Annotated in this window: 13 protein-coding genes and 1 pseudogene; 11 read left to right on the forward strand and 3 right to left on the reverse strand. The window is 70.8% G+C overall.

Annotated elements, in window-relative coordinates:
* Window positions 1–18: 18 nt before the first annotated feature.
* Window positions 19–297, reverse strand: coding sequence for an acylphosphatase (gene yccX / locus I5071_RS39435; RefSeq protein ID WP_053237558.1), 279 nt, complete (start codon window positions 295–297; stop codon window positions 19–21).
* Between the two features lie 145 nt (window positions 298–442).
* Between yccX and rpmE the strand changes: the two are divergent.
* From rpmE to I5071_RS39465, 6 genes and pseudogenes are all read left to right on the forward strand, one after another.
* A pseudogene (rpmE, locus tag I5071_RS39440) lies at window positions 443–631 on the forward strand (50S ribosomal protein L31); the annotation flags it as partial.
* Between the two features lie 195 nt (window positions 632–826).
* On the forward strand, window positions 827–1,921 hold the full coding sequence (locus tag I5071_RS39445; RefSeq protein ID WP_236518539.1) for a DUF1385 domain-containing protein: 1,095 nt from the start codon (window positions 827–829) through the stop codon (window positions 1,919–1,921).
* Between the two features lie 157 nt (window positions 1,922–2,078).
* A complete protein-coding gene (prfA, locus tag I5071_RS39450) occupies window positions 2,079–3,149 on the forward strand; it encodes a peptide chain release factor 1 (RefSeq protein ID WP_236607725.1) in 1,071 nt (356 codons plus the stop codon).
* Window positions 3,150–3,176: 27 nt separating this feature from the next.
* Window positions 3,177–3,875 (forward strand): Dickkopf N-terminal cysteine-rich domain-containing protein, encoded by a 699-nt coding sequence (locus I5071_RS39455; RefSeq protein ID WP_236518540.1) that lies wholly within the window; start codon window positions 3,177–3,179, stop codon window positions 3,873–3,875.
* 119 nt (window positions 3,876–3,994) lie between these two features.
* A complete protein-coding gene (locus I5071_RS39460) occupies window positions 3,995–4,519 on the forward strand; it encodes a hypothetical protein (RefSeq protein WP_236518541.1) in 525 nt (174 codons plus the stop codon).
* 14 nt (window positions 4,520–4,533) lie between these two features.
* Window positions 4,534–8,133 carry a C39 family peptidase gene (locus tag I5071_RS39465; RefSeq protein ID WP_236518542.1) on the forward strand — a complete coding sequence of 1,200 codons (3,600 nt, stop codon included), beginning with the start codon at window positions 4,534–4,536 and terminating at the stop codon, window positions 8,131–8,133.
* Window positions 8,134–8,136: 3 nt separating this feature from the next.
* Here I5071_RS39465 and I5071_RS39470 read toward each other — a convergent pair whose 3' ends face one another.
* Window positions 8,137–8,451: a hypothetical protein gene (locus I5071_RS39470; protein ID WP_236518543.1), complete on the reverse strand. Its 315-nt coding sequence runs from the start codon at window positions 8,449–8,451 to the stop codon at window positions 8,137–8,139.
* A 158-nt stretch (window positions 8,452–8,609) separates the two neighbouring features.
* On the opposite strand from I5071_RS39470, the gene lon reads away from it, so the two are divergent.
* The 5 genes from lon to I5071_RS39495 all read left to right on the forward strand — a co-directional run bounded on the left by lon (window position 8,610) and on the right by I5071_RS39495 (window position 19,403).
* Window positions 8,610–10,997, forward strand: a complete 2,388-nt coding sequence (lon, locus tag I5071_RS39475; RefSeq protein ID WP_236518544.1) for an endopeptidase La — start codon at window positions 8,610–8,612, stop codon at window positions 10,995–10,997.
* Between the two features lie 218 nt (window positions 10,998–11,215).
* Complete coding sequence (locus tag I5071_RS39480; protein ID WP_236518545.1) at window positions 11,216–14,164, forward strand: PSD1 and planctomycete cytochrome C domain-containing protein; 2,949 nt, start codon at window positions 11,216–11,218, stop codon at window positions 14,162–14,164.
* A gap of 2 nt (window positions 14,165–14,166) precedes the next feature.
* Entirely contained in the window at window positions 14,167–15,567 is a 1,401-nt protein-coding gene (locus I5071_RS39485) for a DUF1501 domain-containing protein (RefSeq protein WP_236518546.1), read from the forward strand.
* Between the two features lie 97 nt (window positions 15,568–15,664).
* Window positions 15,665–16,975: an MXAN_6577-like cysteine-rich protein gene (locus I5071_RS39490; protein WP_236518547.1), complete on the forward strand. Its 1,311-nt coding sequence runs from the start codon at window positions 15,665–15,667 to the stop codon at window positions 16,973–16,975.
* A gap of 265 nt (window positions 16,976–17,240) precedes the next feature.
* Window positions 17,241–19,403, forward strand: coding sequence for a RelA/SpoT family protein (locus I5071_RS39495; RefSeq protein WP_236518548.1), 2,163 nt, complete (start codon window positions 17,241–17,243; stop codon window positions 19,401–19,403).
* Between the two features lie 108 nt (window positions 19,404–19,511).
* On the opposite strand, the gene I5071_RS39500 is transcribed toward I5071_RS39495, so the two are convergent.
* Complete coding sequence (locus I5071_RS39500; protein WP_236518549.1) at window positions 19,512–20,192, reverse strand: hypothetical protein; 681 nt, start codon at window positions 20,190–20,192, stop codon at window positions 19,512–19,514.
* Between the last annotated feature and the right edge of the window lie 77 nt (window positions 20,193–20,269).

Raw genomic sequence — 20,269 nt, forward strand, 5'->3', positions numbered from 1 at the left:
GGATGATCAGCGCGATCGCTACTGCTCGATCACGAACGCAGCGAACTCGCCGGTGTAGCTCTTCCAGCGCGTGTCCACCTTGTCCACGCGCGCCGTCGAGGGGCCTCGTTGCGCCCATGCGAGGAAGTCCTTGACCTGATCTTCTTCGCCCTCGGCGACGATCTCGACCGCGCCGTCGGGCCGGTTCTTGACCCAGCCGGTGAGCCCGAGGCGCTTGGCCTCGCGGACCGACGACGCGCGGAAGTACACGCCCTGCACGCGTCCTCGGATCACCAGGTGGATCCGCTTCTGAGCCATCGAGCCAGACTCCTCACTATCCGGGGTGGGCCGGATCTCCAAAAAATCCGCCGAAGCGCGCGCCGGCCCCGTCCTTGCGGTCCCGAGCGCGATCCACTACATCTCCCGGCCCCTTTTATCTCCGAAGGGGCGGAAGAGGTACTCCATGAAGCCCGGCATCCACCCCAAGTACGACGTCGCCACGATCACCTGCGCGTGCGGCGCCACCTACGACACCCGCTCGTCGCGCGGCTCGTTCGGCGTCGACGTCTGCAGCAACTGCCACCCGTTCTTCACGGGCAAGCAGCGCATCATGGACACGGCGGGACGCGTCGAGCGCTTCCGCAAGAAGTACGAGAACCAGCCGGCCGCCGCGACCGGCAAGAAGGTCAAGCAGGCGAAGAAGGCCGCGAAGGCCGCCGCCGCCGAGAGCGCCGGCGAGGAGTGATCCTCGCGCGATCGCAGACGAGCCGCGCGCTGTGCCACCCGGCACCGGCCTACCGATGCGCGCGGCTCGCGATCGCTGCTCGAGGGCACTAGAGTGCACGCCGTGAGCACGCAGGAAGCACGGCCTTACATCGGCGGTCAGGCCGTCATCGAAGGCGTCATGATGCGCGCGCCCGGCGGCGTCGCCGTCGCAGTGCGCCGGCCCGACGGGCAGATCGTCGTGAAGGACGGTCCGCTGCCCGCGGCGTTGCGCAGCCCGATCTGGAAGATCCCGGGGCTGCGTGGGATCGGGACGCTCTACGAGTCGCTCTCGCTCGGATACTCGGCGCTCCAGTTCAGCGCCGATCAGCAGGGCGAGGAGGTCGCGGAGGCGAAGCGCACCGGCATCGCGTCGATGCTCCCGGTGCTGCTCTTCCCGGCGATGCTCGCGACGCAGGACCCCGAGCCCGCACCCTCGGGCAGCGGGAGCGCGTCGAGCGGATCGCGCGCCGCGATGTTCGTGTCCACGCTGCTCGCGCTCGGGCTCTTCATCGCGCTGCCGCAGCTCCTCGCGACCGGCGCGGGCTGGCTGATCGGCGCGGATCTCGATCTCGGCGACTGGCGCTTCCACGCGCTGACCGGCGCGTTCAAGCTCGTCGTGCTGACGACGTATCTGGTCGCGATCTCGCGGATCCCCGAGATTCGTCGGGTGTTCCAGTATCACGGCGCCGAGCACAAGACGATCTTCGCGTACGAAGCGGGGCTCGCCCCGACGGTCGAGAACGTGCGCGCGCAGTCGACGTTGCATCCGCGCTGCGGGACCACGTTCCTCATCACGGTGGTGATCGTCTCGGTGATCCTCGGCTCGATCGTGACGCCGCTGGTGCTGCCCGGCGCGAGCGGGATCGGCGGACAGATCGCGACGCTCGCGCTGCGCATCTCGCTGCTCCCGGCGATCGCGGCGATCTCGTATGAGCTCCAACGATTCTCGGCGCGCTACTGCACCACGGGCCCGCTGCGCGTGCTGCTCTGGCCGGGGTTCCTCTTCCAGAAGATCACGACGCGCGAGCCCGACGACGCGCAGATCGAGGTCGCGATCGCGTCGATGCAGAGCGCGTTCTGGCGGCAGCGCGAGGGTGATCGTGCGCCCGCGAGCGATCAGGTGCGCGTGTTCCCCTCGCTCGACGGCGCGCTCGCGCACTACGCAGGATCGCGTTGACCGCGCTCCTGCGTAGCCCCTTCCTCCCTGGAGGGTCTGCTGCAGACCCTCCCCCCGCCCGGCGGAGCCGGCTCGGGGCCCCCCTCCCGCCTCCGCTTCGCGCGGCCTTCGGCCGTATCGAGCCGCGCGAGCGCGCCTCGAAGCTCGCCACTTGAGCATGCTCCCGGTCGACAAGCTCGAATCCCTCGCGATGCGGCACGAGGAGCTCGAAGAGCTCCTCTGTCGCGCCGACGTGATCAGCGACGGCAAACGTTACGCGCAGCTGCGCCGCGAGCACGGCGAGCTCGGCCCACTGGTCGAGACGTTCGCGCGCTGGAAGAGGACCTCGAAGCAGCTCGACGACGATCGCGCCGCGCTCGCCGATCCCGACCTGCGCGAGATGGCGGAAGAAGAGATCCCGACGCTCGAGGCCGAGCTCGACACGCTCGCCAACGAGCTCGAGGTCCTGCTCCTGCCGAGCGATCCCAACGACGCGCGCAACACGATCGTCGAGATCCGCAGCGGCACCGGGGGCGAAGAGGCCGCGCTCTTCGCGTCCGATCTCTTCCGCATGTACACGCGCTACGCGGATCGTGTGGGCTGGAAGGTCGAGATCCTCGACACGAGCCACGCGAGCGCCGGGGGCTACAAGGAGATCGTCGCGTCGTTCAGCGGCGATCGCGTGTACTCGCGCATGCGCTTCGAGGGCGGCGTGCACCGCGTGCAGCGCGTGCCGGCGACCGAGTCGCAAGGGCGCATCCACACGTCGACCGCGACGGTCGCGGTGCTGCCCGAGGCCGACGAGGTCGACGTCGACATCGACGACAAGGATCTCGAGATCTCGATCGCGGCGAGCGGTGGGCCCGGCGGTCAGGGCGTCAACACCACGAACAGCGCGGTGCAGATCCTCCACCGTCCGAGCGGCATCATCGTGAAGTGCCAGGACGAGCGCTCGCAGATCAAGAACAAGGCGCGCGCGATGAAGGTGCTGCGCGCGCGACTGCTCGAGCGCGAGCAGGCGGCGCACGACGCGCAGATCGCCGCGGAGCGCAAGGGCATGGTCGGCAGCGGCGAGCGCAGCGAGAAGATCCGCACCTACAACTATCCGCAGAACCGCGTGACCGATCACCGCATCGGGCTGACGCTGCACAAGCTCGACGCGGTGATGAACGGCGACGTCGACGAGCTGCTGAGCGCGCTGCGCGCGAGCCATCAGGCCGCGCTGCTCGAGGCCCAGTCGCGCGGCTGAGGAACACGGTGTGCACGAGGGCCGCGCATGAAGTCCCTCGGCACACGCTGGCTCGCGCCCACCGCGATCCTCTTGCTCTCGACCGCGTGCGAGAACGACCCTCCGCCGGTCGCGATCGACGAGTACCCGCCCCGGATCGCGACCGCCCTCTGCCGGCTCGCGTTCGACTGCTGCAGCGAGGCGGATCGCATGCGGCTGCTCGCGCCCTTCGGTGCGACCACACCGCCCGCCGACGTCGAAGCGTGTGAAGCGCAGGTCCGCTCCGTGACCGAGGCGAGCTACGCGACGATCGCGGCGAGCGTCGATGCTGGACGCTCCCTCTACGACGCGAGCGACGCGGCGCGGTGTCTCGAGGCATGGGACGCGGTGTCGTGCGACGACTTCCGCGGCGTGATGAGCGAGCGCGTCTCGCTCGATCCTTCGTGCGAGACGATGCTCGGGGGCACGCTCGCGCCCGGCGCCGAGTGCGCCGGCTTCTTCGAGTGCTCGACGGGGGTCTGCGGCCCGGAAGTCGACGGAACGCCGGGGACGTGCTGGACCATCGCCGCCGAGGGCGAGCCGTGCACCTTGGTCTGCGAAGCCGGCTTCTTCTGCGACACCAGCGCGGAGGCGCCGGTGTGCGTCGCGGCGCGCGACAACGGCGAGGCGTGCGCATCGCCGATCCAGTGCCGAAGCCTTCGCTGCGTCGACGGCGTCTGCGAGCCCGCCGAGCTGCTCTGCGATTGATCGTGCGGGCCTGAACGTCGCGCAACTCCTGCGCGGGCGTGCCGGGCGGGCACGCTCGGTTGCCGCGGAATTCCTCACGATTCGTGCGGTCCACGCGTTGCTCGACGGGTCGTCCCACGATGAACCCCTTCGAGCAGCTCCAGCATCGCGCGCAGCGGCGCGCCGAACAGAAGGCCTCGCAGGCGATGACCGGGTGCTTCATCACCGCGTTCGGCATCGGCCTCGCGGGATGCATCCTCACCGGCGTCGGCGGGTACGTCGCGTGGCAGTTCTACCGCGCGGGCTCCGATCCCTGGGCCGGTGGGATCGGCAACATCGAAGCGACGGCGATCTGGGACGGCACCGGGCCGCTGGTGTGCGCGGGCAATCAGGTGCTCGACGTGACGCCGGTGACCGCGACGCTCGGCGCGAGCCCCGCGATCTCCGCGATGGGCAACTGCCGCATGACGCTGCACGGGGTGAACGTGAGCGCGCCGATCGCGCTCCAGGTCGGGGGCAACGCCGAGGTGGTCCTCGATGGCGGCTCGTACACGGGAGCGAGCGCCGCGATCGTCGCCGGCGCGAGCTCCCACGTGGTGGTCCAAGGCGCGGTGATTCAAGGCGCGGTGCAGCGAACGGGCGGCGCGCGCGTGGACGGGATGTGATGGAATCGATGGCCATGACGACGACACCCGAGTCGATCCTCGATGCAGTCGACGCCGATCTCGGCGCCGAGCGATATGCGCAGGCGAGCGAGAAGATCACGTCGCTCGGTCCGCTCACCGCGCTTCCACCCGCGCTGTGGGGGCGCGCGGTGCTGCGCTCGCTGCGATGCCGGCTGCTCGCGGGGGAGCCGGTGGATCGCATCGCGATCGACGCGCGCGCCGAGCTCGCGCGCGCCGAGGACCCGAAGGTGCGCGCGAGGCTGCACACCGAGATCGCGTACTCGTTCGTCGCCAAGCGCTGCGAGGCGCTGGCGCGCGAAGAGGTGGAGCTCGCGCGTGTCGCGTGGCCCGAGGGCAGCGTGTGGGCGACCGCGCTCTCGTGGGTCGCGCTGCGCTTCGATCATCGCGACGAAGCGCTGGCGCGCGCCGAAGAAGGAACGACCCTCGAGGAGCCCGAGAGCGCGCAGATGTTGCTCGCGCGGGTGCACTACGTGTGCGGGCGCTTCGATGCCGCGCTGAGCACGCTTGGATCGCTCGTCGATGCGCCGCGCCATCGGGTCGCCGCGCTGCGCCTGCGCGCCGACGTCGATCGGGTGCGCGGCGACTGGCAGGGCTTCCTCGATCACGTCGCGCGCATCCTCGAGCTCACGCCCGGTGGTGCGCACCGCCGTCGTGATCAGCTCGATCGTGCAAGCGCGCTCTTCGCGCTCGGTCGTCGCGAGGAGGGCGCCGAGGTCTATCGCGCGCTGTGGCGCGAGCACGCGGACGACGGAGAAGGACGCTTCGCGCGCGAGGTGCTCAACCACCTCGAGCGCGGCGCGGCCGGTGAGCGCAAGCGCGTGATGTTGCCCGCGTTCCCGACGGTGCAGCAGAAGCGCAACTACTGCGGGCCCGCGTCGCTGGAGCTCGTTCTTCGCTCGCTGGGGATCGACGTCGATCAGGATCGCATCGCGCCCGAGGTGAAGGGCGATCGCGGATCGACGCTCCACGCGATGACGACGTACCTCGAGTCGCACGGGCTCGTGACGCGCCGGTTCGAGGGCGATGCGTCGCGCTTCCGCGCGTGCCTCGAGCTCGGCCTGCCGGTGATCGTCGAAGAGGAGTACTCCACGACGAGCCACGTCGCGGTGATGATCGGCGTCGACGAGGAGCTCGGTCTGCTCTTCGTGCAGGACCCGATGACGCACGTCACGTCGGAGCGCCTGGTGCATACCCAGGGCTCGCTGGGGAAGCTCTATCGCAACGCGGCGATCGTCGCGTTCCGCGCGAACGACGAGAAGGTGATCGCCGCGCTCGATGCCGCGGGCGTGAAGGACGCCGAGCACATCCGCATCATCGACTCGTGCGCGACCCCCGAGGTCGAGAAGGACCCCGAGGAGATCCTTCGCCGCTGCGATCGCGCGATCGCGCTCGAGCGCGACTACCCGCTCGCGTGGAACCGGCGCACCCACGCGCTCTTCCGGCACTTCGCGCAGTACCGCGCGCAGACCAACCTCGCGCGCTTCCTCGCCGCGCTGCGCGAGGCGCGCGTTCGTTATCACGACCAGGAGTGGCCGCATCAGATCCACGGCTGGTACCTGATGGACGAGGGGCGCTGGGAAGAGGCGCTCATCGAGCTCGAAGAGGCGCTGCGCCTCGATCCCGGCGACTCGAACAACGCGCAGGACATCGCCGAGTGCCACATGAGCATGAAGCGACGCGCCGACGCGGACGCGGCGTTCTGGAAGACGCTGACCATCGATCCGACGCGCGGGCGCGCGACCGAGAACTTCGCGTCGCACGCGCTCGAGGGCGGCGACTTCGAGCTCGCCGAGCACCTGTCGCGCTGCGCCCGGGTGATGGCGCCGAACAACCCGTTCAACTGGATGACCGCGTCGAAGATCGCGGAGAAGCTCGGCAAGCGCGACGAGGCGATCACGCTCGGCCGCAAGTGCATGGAGATCTCGCCACGCTACACGTACGGCGCGATCCACCTCGCGCAGATGCTCTCGAGCGATCGCGACGACGCGGTGCGCGACGAGGCGCTCGAGATCGTGTCGCGGCTGTCGCGCGAGGCGCCGCTCTGGTTCGAGCCGCGGTGGCGCGCGGCGCAGATGCTCGAGGAGCGCGGGCGCATCGAGGAGGCGGTCGATCTCTTGGTCGCGGGCCTCGAGATCGCGCAGGACGAGCCGGTCGATCTGCTGCGCACGCTGACCGCGATCCTGCACGACGCGGGCGACACCGAGCGCGAGGTCGAGTACGCGGAGCGCTTCGCGATGGCGCGCCCGACGGTGGGCATGCTCGGCGTGCTCTTCGACGTGCTGGAGCGCGCGGATCGCCACCCGCGATTGCTCGAGGTGCTGCACGACTTCCACGCGCAGAGCCCCGACTCGCCCTATGCCTGCGCGCAGCTCGCGGCGCGGATCGTCGGGCAGGACGACGAGGACGCGCAGGCGATCGCGCTCTTCGAGAAGGCCGTGCAGGGCTCGCCGACGTACGCGTGGGCGCGGCGCTGCCTCGCGACGCTGAAGGGACGCGACGACGTCGAGAGCGCGATCGCGTTGCTCGCGAAGGCACCCGGCGCGAAGGACGCGTACGTCGAGCTCGATCGCGCGGCGCAGCTCGTCGAGGCGCGCCGCTGGGACGAGGCGAGCGACGTGCTCGCGCCGTTCGAGGCCCAGCTCGGATGGAGCGGTCGGGAGCTGCGCAATCGGATCGTGCTGCGCGATCGCGACGCGAAGGACGCGCTCGAGCCGAGCTCGAGCGAGCTGCGCGCGCAGCTGGCGATCGCGGGCTCGCTCGGGCGCTTCGACGTGGTGCGCGAGATCGACGCGCGGTTGTCCGAGGACGACGCGTCGGCGCGCACGATCCTGATCGCGTCGACGGATGGATGGGACGAGCTGCGCCCGTTGCTCGACGCGCGTCTCGCGCGGCTGATGGGCGACCCGCGCGCGTCGTACTACGACCGCACCTGGGCGCACGCGGTGCTCGCGGGGAGCCGCGCGGTGAGCGGCGATCGCGGGGCGTTCGATGCGGTGCTCGCGCACGAGCGCAACCCGAAGCTGCTCGTCGCGTCGATCAGCACCGCGCACCACGTGCGTCATGCCGAGCTCGTGCGGGCGGCGCGCGAGGCGATCGCGATGCTCGGCGAGGACCGCGCCGAGACGTGGATCACCCGCGCGCGGCTGCGCGCGTCGGAGGGTGCGCACGAGGCGGCGATCGAGGCGGCGCGGATCGCGACCGAGCGCTTCCCGCACTCGCTCGCGGGGTGGTCGATGCTCGCGGTCGAGCTGCTGATGGTCGATCGCCTCGACGAGGCGCAGCACGCGGCCCGACGCGGGGTGCGCGGATGGCAGCCCTGGGTCGGCGAGCACGAGGCCGCGGGTCTGGTCGCACTGGTGCGGGGAGATCGCGAGCGCGCCGCGAAGCACGCGCACGCGGCGTACTCGCGGCTCGTCGCACGCGGCTTCGCGGAGGACACGTTCCCGCTGGTCGTCGCGCTGCGTGCGGCGCTGACCGGAGACGAGGCGCGACTCGAGTGGGCGCGCGTGCAGCCCGATCTCCATCGCGATCCGAGCGCGCCGCTGTGGGGTCGGCTCGCCGAGATCGCGCGCGCCTCGCGCGCGGTGGGCTGAGCGTCAGCGGCGCTGGTGCGCGCGCGCCTCTTCGTTGCGCATCTGCGTCATCACCGCGACCGCCGCGGCGCTGCTCGATCCAGCGCCGCCCGCGGTCGTGGTGGCGTCCGGCGCCCCGCACACACACGCGCTCGAGTAGTCGCCGACGTAGACGAACTGCGCCATCGTCCCGCCGATCGAGCGGCAGCGCGCTCGGCACCCCGCGGGACCGCCCGGGAAATGCGCGTTTCCGCGGAACGACGTCGCGCATCCGACGTTCGTGAGCACCGCCAAGACGAGGAGCGAGGCTGGGACGATCGAGACCAGGATCTTCGACATGCCGCGCCGTGTATCGAACTGCGCGACGCGGTGCAACGCGTATCGAAGGGCTCCCGTCTCGCGCTCTCGGCCCCACGCTCTCGGCGCAACGTTTCTTTACCGTTCCTACCGATACGGTGGGGTTCACAGCGCGGTGATGAAACTTACGGTCAGCCCTCATGAGCCACCCGGAAACCCCGCTTCCCCTGCTGCCGCTCCGGCACGGCGTCGTGCTGCCGGGTCGTGTGACCACCATCCCGGTCGGCCGACCCCGCTCGCGCGCCCTCGCGGATGCGCTTCGTCCCGGTGATCGCGTCCTGCTCGCGGTGCAGCGCGATCCTTCCCAGGAAGATCCCTCGCTCGCCGATCTGCACCCGATCGCGACGCTCGCGCGTGTGAGCGACAAGACGGACCGCGGCTCGCGCGGCGTCATCCTCGTCGTCGATCCCACCTCGCGCTACCGCCTGGTCTCGCTGCTCCAGACGGTGCCGTACTGGACCGCGCGCGCCGAGCTCGCCGAAGAGACGAGCGGCGGTGACGAGGCCCAGATCCTCGCGACCGCGCTGCGCGAGCACCTCCGCGAGCTCGCCCCCGGCGACTCGCAGCTGCACGAGCTGCTGCGCGAGACGCGTGATCCCGCCGTGCTCGCCGACCGTGTCGCCGCGTGGATGGACACCGACGACGCGAAGAAGACCGAGGTGCTCCTCCAGCTCGACGTCACCGCGCGCCTGCGCCGCGTCGCCGAGCTGATCAACGAGGCGCGCGCCAAGGCCGAGCTGCGAAGCAAGATCGACGGCGAGGTCCGCAAGGAGCTCGGCAAGCACCAGAAGGAGGCGATGCTGCGCCAGCAGCTGCGCGCCATCCAGAAGGAGCTCGGCGAGGGCGAGGACAAGGACGAGCTGCGCGAGAAGCTCGACGCGATGGAGCTCCCCGAGGAGGTCCGCGAGGTCGTCGATCGCGAGCTGCGTCGCCTCGACCAGGTCGGGCCGAACCAGGCCGAGGGCAACGTGATCCGCACCTATCTGCAGTGGATCGCGGACCTGCCGTGGGCCGATCGGGCGCCCGCCTCGAGCGACATCGACGCGGTCGCGCAGAAGCTCGAAGAGGACCACTACGGCCTCGACGACGTGAAGCGCCGCATCCTCGAGCACATGGCGGTGCTCAAGCTGAGCGGTGCGAGCAGCAACGCGGCGCGCGGCACGATCCTCTGCCTCGTCGGGCCTCCCGGCGTGGGCAAGACCTCGCTCGCGCAGTCGGTCGCTGCGGCGACCGGTCGACCGCTGCAGCGCGTGTCGCTCGGCGGCGTGCGCGACGAGGCGGAGATCCGCGGTCATCGCCGCACGTACATCGGCGCGCTGCCCGGTCGTCTGATCGCGGCGATGCGCAAGGCGAAGGTGAAGAACCCCGTCATCGTCCTCGACGAGATCGACAAGATGGGGCGCGGCTGGCAGGGCGATCCCGAGGCCGCGCTGCTCGAGGTGCTGGACCCCGAGCAGAACAAGAACTTCACCGACCACTACATGGAGCTGCCCTTCGATCTCTCGGAGGTGCTCTTCATCGCGACCGCGAACGATCTCTCCACGCTCTCCGCGCCGCTCCGTGATCGCCTCGAGATCATCGAGGTGACCGGGTACACGGCGGAGGAGAAGGTGCAGATCGCGCATCGCCACCTCGTCCCGCAGCAGCTCGTGAAGGCGGGCATGCCCGAGAAGAGCGTGCTCTTCGCCGACGAGATCCTCGCGGCGATCGTCCGCGACTACACGCGCGAGGCCGGTGTTCGTCAGCTCGCGCGCGAGATCCAGAAGGTCGCTCGCTCGGTGGCGCTCGACGTCGCTCGCGCGAAGACCGACGAGCACGGTGAGCGCGAGGCGGTGACGGTCTCGCCGGAGCATCTGAAGAAGAGCCTCGGCAAGCCGCGCTTCCTCTCGGAGATGGCGGAGCGCGGCAACGCGCCCGGCATCGCGGCCGGCCTCGCGTGGACCCCGGTGGGAGGCGACATCCTCTACATCGAGACCACGAAGATGCCGGGGAAGGGCCGCCTCGAGATCACGGGGCAGCTCGGCGACGTGATGAAGGAGTCGGCGCGCGCTGCGCTCGCCTACCTCCGGAGCCGCGCCGACGAGTACGGCGTCGACCCCGAGTTCCTCGACAAGCACGACCTGCACATCCACGTGCCGGCCGGTGCGATCCCGAAGGACGGCCCGAGCGCGGGCGTCACGATGTTCACCGCGCTCGCATCGCTGCTCACGGGACGTCGCGTTCGCAGCGACGTCGCGATGACCGGTGAGGCCACGCTCCGCGGACGCGTGCTGCCGATCGGCGGCGTGAAGTCCAAGGTGCTCGCGGCGCACCGCGCCGGGTTCAAGCGCGTGATCCTTCCGAAGCTGAACGAGCGCGACATCGACGACGTGCCGGAGTCGGTGCGCGGCGAGCTCGAGTTCGTGATCGCCGAGGAGATGCGCGAGGTGCTCGCGGCCGCGCTCGAGCCCGATCCGGTCGCGATCGACGCGGGCCCGACGACTCCGTCGACGCCGAAGGGCGGCGGCGAAGGCGCCGTGATCGCCTGAGTCTTCCCGGAGTGCTCGTCCCGCCGGTCCTGGACGGGAGCGCGCGAGGCGCGCGGACGGTAGGGACCGGCGGGCGAGCCGATGTTTCGATCGAACGAGAACCGTGACGCACGACGACGCCCGGTCCGGGATTTCCCGGACCGGGCGTTGCATTCTGGGGCGCCGTGCTCCTGAATCGTGCCGTGTCGTGCCTCCGGACATCCCTGCTCTGCACAGCGTTGCTCGTCGTCGCTTGCGGAGGGGACGACGAGCCACCCGCGTCGCAGCTCGTCGACTATCGGCGCGACATCCTGCCGATCTTCAGCGAGCACTGCTTCGCGTGCCACGGGCCCGACGAAGGACGACGCCTCGCGGGGCTGCGCCTCGACACGCGCGAGGACGCGATCGCGGAGCGCCCCGACGGGCGTCGCGCGATCGCGCCCGGTGACCCGGCTGCGAGCCTGGTGATCGCGCGGGTGCGCGAGACCGATCCCGCGCGCCGGATGCCGCCGGGTGGCGCGCTGAGCGAGGCGCAGATCGCGCTGCTCGAGCGATGGATCGCGGAGGGCGCGCAGTACGAGCGGCACTGGTCGTTCACGCCTCCCTCGCGACCGGAGGTGCCGGGCGGTGCGGTCGACGACGCGTTCGATGCGTTCGTGCACGATCGGCTCGCGGACGAAGCGATCGAGCCCTCGCCGCCTGCCGATCCCGCGACGCTGATCCGCCGCGTCACGCTCGATCTCACCGGGCTCCCGCCGACGCCCGCGGAGGTCGACGCGTTCGTCGCCGATCCCAGCGACGAGGCCTACGCCGCGCTCGTCGATCGCTTGCTCGCCTCGCCGCGCCACGCCGAGCACCTCGCGCGCGACTGGCTCGACTTCGCGGGCTACGGCGACACCAACGGCATCTACTTCGACGAAGAGCGCACGATGTGGCCGTGGCGCGACTGGGTGATCGATGCGTTCGCGCGCAACGAGCCGTTCGACGACTTCCTCGTCGCGCAGATCGCGGGCGATCTGCTGCCGGGCGCGAGCGAGGACGACGTGCTCGCGACCGCGTTCCTGCGCCACGCACCGACGACCGAAGAGGCCGGCATCGACGAGGAGGAGTGGCGCATCCAGTACGCGATGGATCGCGCGAGCCTGGTCGGCGGTCAGCTGCTCGGCATCACCGTGCGCTGCGCGCGCTGCCACGATCACAAGTACGACCCGATCCCGGCCCGCGACTTCTATCGCCTGACCGCGTGCTTCGATCGGGTGCGCGATCGCGGGCGCACCGCGTACCAGGAGGAAGGCGTCCCGCTGCTCGCGGCCGCGAGCCCGCTGCAGCGCGAGGCGCTGGACGCGGTGCGGGCCGACATCGCGCGCGTGCGGGCCGAGCTCGACGCGCTCGATCCCCAGGGCGCGCTCGCGGCGTGGGAGAGCTCGATCGATCGCACCGCGCCGGCGTGGACCGCGCCGACCTACGCGGCGCTGCGGAGCGAGCGCGGCACCGTGCTCACCGAGGACGCGGCGCAGGTGATCCAGGCGTCGGGCCCGGTGCCCAACGTCGAGACGTGGTGGCTCGACATCACCGCGCCCTCGCAGATCCGCGCGATCCGCATGGATCTCGGAGGACGGCGCGCGAGCGACGCTCCGTCGATCTCCGAGATCACCGCGCGCATCGAGTCCGCGGAGCGCCGCACGTCGGTGCGCTTCGAGATCGCGTCGCGTCTCGACGGGACGTCGATCCCCGAGATCGTCGACGGGCGCACCACGACCAAGATCTACGTCGAGTCGCCGACGACGATCGTGCTCGTGCCCGCGGAGACGATCACGCTCGGCGAGGGTGAGACGCTCTCGCTGCGCATCGATCAGCGACAGGGCTGGAGCGGCGTGTTCCGCGACATCCGCGTGCGCGTCGCGTCCGAGCCGCGCGCGACGCTCGGCGACGAGCTCGACGCGATCCTCGCGACCCCGCGCGCCTCGCGCACCACCGCGCAGCAGTCGCTCCTGCGCGATCACGTCGCGCGGGTGCACGCCGGCGCCGAGATGCGTGCCGTCGCGCAGCGGCTCTCCGCGCTCGAGGCGCGCGAGCGCGAGCTCGCCGCGATCCCGAGCACGCGCGTGATGCGCGACGACGATCCCGAGCGCGTGACCCACGTGCGGCTCCGCGGTCAGTTCGATCAGCTCGGCGACCGCGTCGGCTGCGGTCTGCCCGAGGTGCTCACGCTCGACGATCCCGAGGCGAACGTGCACGATCGCCTCGAGCTCGCGCGATGGATCGTGGGGCCGACCAACCCGACCACCGCGCGCGTGATCGCGAGCCACTACGTGCAGCTGCTCTTCGGGCGCGGGCTCGTGGGCACGCCCGACGACTTCGGCACGCGCGGCGAGCCCCCCTCGCACCCCGAGCTGCTCGACTGGCTCGCCATCGAATTGCGCGACTCGGGCTGGGACGTCCGCGCGCTGGTTCGCGCGATCGTGACGAGCGACACCTATCGCCAGTCGTCGCGGGTGCGCGCCGAGCTGCTCGCGCGCGATCCCCAGAATCGCTTGTTCTGGCGCGGTCCGCGCGGCCGTCTCGACGCCGAGGTGATCCGCGATCAGGCGCTCTTCGTGAGCGGCTTGCTCGTCGAGTCGATCGGCGGGCCGAGCGTGCGTCCCTATCACCCCGACGGGCTCTACGAAGAACGCCAGGACAGCTTCGGCGAGCTCGTCACCTATCGTCCCGATCGGCTGCCCGAGCAGAACCACCGTCGCTCGCTCTACACGTTCTGGCGGCGCGGCTCGCTCCTGCCCTCGATGGCGATCACCGACGCGCCCTCGCGAGTCACTCCGGTCGCGCGGCGCGAGATCACGAGCACCCCCACCCAGGCGCTCGCGCTCATGAACGAGCCGGTGATGGTCGAGGCCGCGCGTCACCTCGCAGAGCGCATGCAGCGCGAGGCGCCGGACGACCCCGACGCCCAGATCCGCCTCGCGTTCCGCCTGCTCACCGCGCGCACGCCGCGCGACGAAGAAGTCGCGGTGCTCCGCGCGACCTACGACGCCGAGCTCGACGCCGCGCGCACCGATCCCGCGATCCTCGGTGTGCTCGCGATCGGCGAGTCGGCGCGCGACTCCGCGGGCGATCCCGCCGCCCACGCCGCGCGCACCCTCGTCGCCCGAACGATCCTCAACCTCAGCGAGACGCTCTCGAGGGAGTGAACGTGAACCGACGCACTCTTCTCACCGGCTCGATGTCGCTGCTCGGCACCGCCGCGCTCGCGTCGCTGCTCCCGACCGGTCGCGAGCGCGCCCTCGCGATGCCGCACTTCACGCCGAAGGTCCGGCGCGTCGTGTACCTCTTCATGTCGGGCGGGCCCTCGCAGCTCGAGACCTTCGATCACAAGCCCGGCCTCGCCGCGCTCGATCGCACCGAGCTCCCCGAGTCGATCCGCCGCGGCCAGCGCCTCACCACGATGACCTCGGGCCAGACCTCGTTTCCGGTGGTCGCGCCCCGCGTCGGCTTCACCCAGCACGGCGAGAACGGCACGTGGGTGAGCGACCTGCTGCCGAACCTCGGCTCGATCGTCGATCGCCTCTGCATCGTGCGCTCGATGCACACCGACGCGATCAACCACGATCCCGCGGTCACGCTGATCCAGAGCGGCAGCATGAACCCCGGCCGGCCCTGCATGGGCTCGTGGGTGAGCTACGGGCTCGGCGCGCCGACCCGCGATCTGCCGACGTTCGCGGTGCTGCTCTCGAACAGCGGGCTCTTCGGGGGACAGCCGCTGAGCACGCGCTTCTGGAGCAGCGCGTTCCTGCCCGCGCACCACCAGGGCGTGCAGCTGCGCGGCGGCAGCGATCCCGTGCTCTACCTCGACGACGGCTCCGGCGCGCCTCGCGCGAGCCTCGAGCGCCTGCGCGACGCGCGCACCGCGCTCGATCAGATGCACGCGGACGAGACCGGCGATCCCGACATCACCGCGCGCATCGAGTCGTACGAGCTCGCGTTCCGCATGCAGACCTCGGTGCCCACCCTCGCCCGCGCCGGCGACGAGCCCGAGAGCACGTACACGCTCTACGGCGAGGACGCGCGCATCCCCGGGACGTTCGCGGCGAATTGCGTGCTCGCGCGGCGCCTGCTCGAGAACGACGTGCGCTTCGTGCAGCTCTACCACCGCGACTGGGATCACCACGGCACGATGCAGACCGATCATCCGATCGCGGCGCGGGCCGTCGATCGTGCGTCGATGGCGCTGGTGCTCGACCTCGAGCAACGCGGCCTGCTCGAGGACACGCTGGTGATCTGGGGCGGCGAGTTCGGCCGCACCGTCTACGGGCAGGGGGAGGTGCGCACCGATCAGTACGGGCGCGATCACCACCCGCGCTGCTTCTCGATGTGGCTCGCGGGGGGCGGCGTGCGCCGCGGGCTCGTCCACGGCACGACCGACGACTACTCGTACAACGTCGTCGACGGCGCGCTGCACGTGCACGACTTCCAGGCGACGGTGCTGCACCTGCTCGGGTTCGATCACACGCGCCTCACGTATCGCAGCGAAGGCCGCGACTTCCGACTGACCGACGTCTCGGGGCGCGTCGCGACCGAGCTCCTCGACGAGTAGGACCTCTCCCCACGACGGCGTCACTGAAGGCGCGTCCGCACGTCGGCCATCCCTCCATCGCGGGCTGCGCTCCAAGGCGCGGCCACGGAGGGGATCCATGAGGAAACTGACTTGTTGTGCGGTGCTCTTCGCGCTGATCGCGTGGGGCTGTGGCGACGACGACGGTGGCACCGACGTGCCCGACGCCGGCGAGGAGATGGACGGCGCGACCAGCGACGTCGACGGCGGTGGCGGAGGGGACGTCGACGGCGGAGGTGGCCCGAGCTGCACCGCCGAACAGCTCGCGTGCGGCGAAGCATGCGTCGACCCCCTGATCGATCCCGCGAGCTGCGGCGCGTGCGACAACGCCTGCGCGGATGGCGAGGTCTGCTCGCTCGGCACCTGCGCCGCGGACTGCAGCGCCGGCCTGACCGAGTGCAGCGGCGGCTGCGTCGACACCGAGAGTGACGCCGCGAACTGCGGCGCGTGCGGCACCGCGTGCGGCGCGTCCGAGATCTGCTCGGGCGGCGAGTGCGTGTGCCCGCCGGGCACCGAGGCCTGCGGTGACGTGTGTGTCTCGACCGCGAGCGATCCCGCGCACTGCGGCGCGTGCGACGCGGCGTGCGCCGACGGCGAGGTCTGCTCGCTCGGCGCCTGCGCGGCCGAGTGCGCGGCCGGCCTCACGAGCTGCGACGGCGCGTGCATCGACACCACGAGCTCGCCCTCCGACTGCGGCGCCTGCGACAACGCGTGCGCGACCGGCGCGAGCTGCAACGCGAGCACCTGCGAGTGCCCCGCGGGCACCGAGGAGTGCGCGGGCGCGTGCGTCGACACCGAGAGCCACCCGCTCCACTGTGGCGCCTGCGGCACGGCCTGCGCGGCGGGCGAGGTCTGCAACGCGGGCACCTGCCAGGCCGAGTGCGGCGCGGGCCTCGCGACCTGCGGCGCGGCGTGCGTCGACACCGCGACCGACGTGCTGAACTGCGGCGCCTGCGGCGTCGCGTGCACCGGCGGCCAGACCTGCGCCGCAGGCGAGTGCACGTGCCCGGGCGGCGGCGAGCTCTGCGACGGCGCGTGCGTCGACACCGCGACCGACACCGCGAACTGCGGCGGCTGCGGCGATGCCTGCGATCCCGGCGAGGCCTGCGTCGCGGGCATGTGCCGCGCGGCGTGCCCCGGCGACCTCGAGCGCTGCGGGCGTCGCTGCGTCGACTTCCAGGTCGACCCCACGAACTGCGGCGGCTGCGCGATCTCGTGCGGCTTCGGCGGCACCTGCAACGCCGGCGCCTGCACCTGCGCGGCGGGCGCGACCGAGTGTGACGGCTCGTGCGTCAACACCCAGACCGATCGCAACCACTGCGGCGCGTGCGGCACCGTCTGCGCGGATCGTCAGTTCTGCATCGGGGGCACGTGCATGGGACGCATCTGATCCCGTCGTGACCCGACCGGACGCCCACGCTCCACATCAACGGAGCGTGGGCGTTCGCATCTCCTCCCTGCTTCGCATCTCCCACCACCCGCACGCGAGCCCTACGGATCGAGCAGTGGCGGACCAGAAGGGCACGAGGGCACAAGCGCGTTCCTTGTTCGCGGAGAACGGCGGTGTTAGGCTGCCTGACACTCGCGAATCCGAGGGATCGGTGAGGTCACCGCCCCCGGCTCGCGCCACCGTACCGAGCAGCAGCGCCGCCCGTATGGTCCGCCTGACCGACAGAATCTCCCTCACCGAGATCGTCGAGAAGGTTCGCGGCTACCAACCCCAGGCGGACTTCGACCTCGTCAATCGCGCGTACGTCTTCTCCGCGCAGAAGCACGAGGGCCAGAAGCGGAAGTCGGGCGAGCCCTACTTCACCCACCCGGTCGCGGTCGCGAACATCATCGCGGAGATGAAGCTCGACAGCGCGAGCGTCTGCGCCGCGCTGCTCCACGACGTCCTCGAGGACACCGACGTCACGACCAAGCAGATGGAGGAGATCTTCGGCGAGGAGGTCTCCTTCCTCGTCGACGGCGTCACGAAGCTCGGCAAGATCAACTTCACCTGCAAGGAAGACCAGCAAGCGGAGAGCTTCCGCAAGATGCTGGTCGCGATGGCGCGCGACATCCGCGTGCTGCTCGTGAAGCTCGCCGACCGTCTCGACAACATGCGGACCCTCGAGCACATGAAGCCCGAGGCGCAGGCCCGCATCGCCCAGGAGACGCTGGAGATCTACGCGCCGCTCGCCGGACGCCTCGGCATCAACTGGCTCAAGAGCGAGCTCGAGGATCTCTCGTTCCGCTACCTGTATCCCGAGGCCTACGTCGACATCACCGCGAAGTCGAAGAAGGTCTCGCGCGACCAGGAGCGCTACATCAGCGACGTCTGCAAGCGACTGCAGAAGATGCTGATCGAGCGCGGGTTCGCCGCCGAGTGCAGCGGGCGCATGAAGCACCTGTACTCGATCTACCGCAAGATGCGGCAGAACAACTGCGAGTTCGAGCAAGTGCACGACGTGCTCGCGTTCCGCGTGCTCGTCGAGAACGTCGCGGACTGTTACGCAGCGCTGGGCGTGATCCACTCGCAGTGGACCCCGATCCCCGGCCGCTTCAAGGACTACATCGCGCTGCCGAAGCCCAACATGTACCAGTCGTTGCACACGACGGTCATCGGGCCCGGGCAGCGCCGCATCGAGGTGCAGATCCGCACCCACGAGATGCACAAGACCGCCGAGAACGGCATCGCGGCGCACTGGAAGTACAAGGACAAGAGCGGCGGCCCCGACGCGAAGGACGCGGCGCGCTTCGCGTGGCTGCGCCAGCTCATGGAGTTCCAGCAGGAGGTCGCGGACCCCGCCGAGTTCCTCGACTCGGTGAAGGTCGATCTCTTCGCGGACGAGGTCTACGTCTTCACGCCGAAGGGGCAGCTCAAGGTCTTCCCGCGCGGCGCGACGCCGATCGACTTCGCGTACTCGGTGCACTCGGAGGTCGGCGATCACTGCGCGGGCTCGCGCGTGAACGGCGCGATCGTCCCGCTGCGGTACACGCTGCACAACGGCGACACCGTCGAGATCATCACGTCGCCGCAGCAGCATCCCAGCAAGGACTGGCTCGACTTCGTGCAGACGGGCCGCGCGCGCTCGCGGATCCGCACGTACATCCGGAGCGAGGAGCGCCGTCGCTCGATCAAGCTCGGCAAGGATCTCGTCGAGCGCGCCTTCCACAAGAAGGACATGTCGTTCGCGCGCTTCCTGAAGAGCGGCGACGCCGAGCGGGTCGCGACGCACTTCAAGGTGCAGAGCCCGGACGAGCTCTTCGCGGCGGTCGGGTACGGGCGCGTGTCCGCGTCGGACGTGTACGACGCGGCGATCCAGGACGAGAAGTCGGCGGACGCGCTGCGGCCCTCGTTCATCGAGCGCACGGTGCGTCGCGTCACCGGCAGCTCGAGCGCGGGCGGGATCCGCATCGACGACGTCGACGACGTGCTGGTGCGCTTCGCCCAGTGTTGTCAGCCGCTGCCGGGCGATCCGATCACCGGATGGATCACGCGGGGGCGCGGCGTGACGGTGCATCGTCGCGGCTGCCCCAAGGCGATGGAGCTCGATCCCGAGCGCCGCATCGACGTCGCGTGGAGCGAGGCGATCAAGATCGCGCGGCCGGTCGCGCTGCGGATCATCACCTCGGATCGGCCGGGGATCCTCGCGAACGTGAGCGCTGCGTTCACCGAAGCGGGCGTGAACATCCAGGAGGCGAACTGCCGCGTCGGTCCCGACGGTCAGGCGGTGAACCTCTTCCAGTTCCTGGTCGACGACGCCGGGCGCTTGCAGAACCTGATGCGCAAGATCCAGGGCGTCGAAGGCGTGTACTCGGTCGAGCGCGCCTGAGCGAGTCTCCAGAAAAACGGCTCGCCCGCTCAGGGCCCTCCCGCCCACGTGCTCCGCACGTTCCCGTGCGGGCCCTGCGCGAGCGGGCACTCCAGCTGGACTGAGCGATCAGGCGCCCGCGGGCGCCTGGTCGTAGACGCGCGTGCCGCGCGGCGCTTCTTCTTCGTCGCGCGTCGCGCGACGCCACGTGTGGGTGCGACCGGCGCGATCGAACGTCGCGATCAGCGCGCCGATGCCGACCGTGCTCGCGACGAGGCCCACGAGGCCGTCCATCAGCGGCACGAGCGCGATGAGGCGCAGCGCGCCCACGCCGACCATCGACCAGATGATGCGATCGCGCAGCTCGTGCGTGGAGTGCCGTCGCGCCGAGAGCGCGCGGCCGAGCAGCCAGCCGCTCGTGACGTAGCCCGCGGCCGAGAGCGGCACCGAGAGGATCGCGGTCGCGATCGCGAGCGGGATCCCGAGGATCGTCAGGGTGAGCGCGAAGATCGTGAGCGGGATGCCGACCGCGACCATCACGCCCATCAGCAGCGTGCGCCGCGTCTCGTTGGCCGCGGTCTGGTAGATGCGCTCCGCGGTCTCGTGGGGCACGAGCCACGCCGCGATCGCGGCGAGCCCGAGCAGCGCGAGGGTGCCCGCGGCCCAGCTGAGGAAATACGAGAGCGCTCCGAACGCCGGATCGGGGCGGCCGTACTGCTGCGCCGCGGCGAGCGCGGGCGAGAGCGTGATCGCCACGAGCGCGGCGGAGAGCCACGCGAGGCGCGCCTTCGATCGTGAGCGCGTGTTCATGCGCCGCTACGTCCAGCAGCGCGTATGCCAGGACCCTCACCGCAGATCTGGATCAATCCGTCGGAGACGAATACGCT

The sequence above is a fragment of the Sandaracinus amylolyticus genome, assembly GCF_021631985.1.
GTDB lineage: Bacteria > Myxococcota_A > Polyangia > Polyangiales > Sandaracinaceae > Sandaracinus > Sandaracinus amylolyticus_A.

What these genes read in the sequence shown, in the direction of transcription:
- yccX (WP_053237558.1), bottom strand. Translation starts at nt 297, where the DNA reads ATGGCTCAGAAGCGGATCCACCTGGTGATCCGAGGACGCGTGCAGGGC.
- prfA (WP_236607725.1), top strand. Translation starts at nt 2,079, where the DNA reads ATGCTCCCGGTCGACAAGCTCGAATCCCTCGCGATGCGGCACGAGGAG.
- I5071_RS39455 (WP_236518540.1), top strand. Translation starts at nt 3,177, where the DNA reads ATGAAGTCCCTCGGCACACGCTGGCTCGCGCCCACCGCGATCCTCTTG.
- I5071_RS39460 (WP_236518541.1), top strand. Translation starts at nt 3,995, where the DNA reads ATGAACCCCTTCGAGCAGCTCCAGCATCGCGCGCAGCGGCGCGCCGAA.
- I5071_RS39465 (WP_236518542.1), top strand. Translation starts at nt 4,534, where the DNA reads ATGACGACGACACCCGAGTCGATCCTCGATGCAGTCGACGCCGATCTC.
- I5071_RS39470 (WP_236518543.1), bottom strand. Translation starts at nt 8,451, where the DNA reads ATGTCGAAGATCCTGGTCTCGATCGTCCCAGCCTCGCTCCTCGTCTTG.
- lon (WP_236518544.1), top strand. Translation starts at nt 8,610, where the DNA reads ATGAGCCACCCGGAAACCCCGCTTCCCCTGCTGCCGCTCCGGCACGGC.
- I5071_RS39490 (WP_236518547.1), top strand. Translation starts at nt 15,665, where the DNA reads ATGAGGAAACTGACTTGTTGTGCGGTGCTCTTCGCGCTGATCGCGTGG.
- I5071_RS39495 (WP_236518548.1), top strand. Translation starts at nt 17,241, where the DNA reads ATGGTCCGCCTGACCGACAGAATCTCCCTCACCGAGATCGTCGAGAAG.
- I5071_RS39500 (WP_236518549.1), bottom strand. Translation starts at nt 20,192, where the DNA reads ATGAACACGCGCTCACGATCGAAGGCGCGCCTCGCGTGGCTCTCCGCC.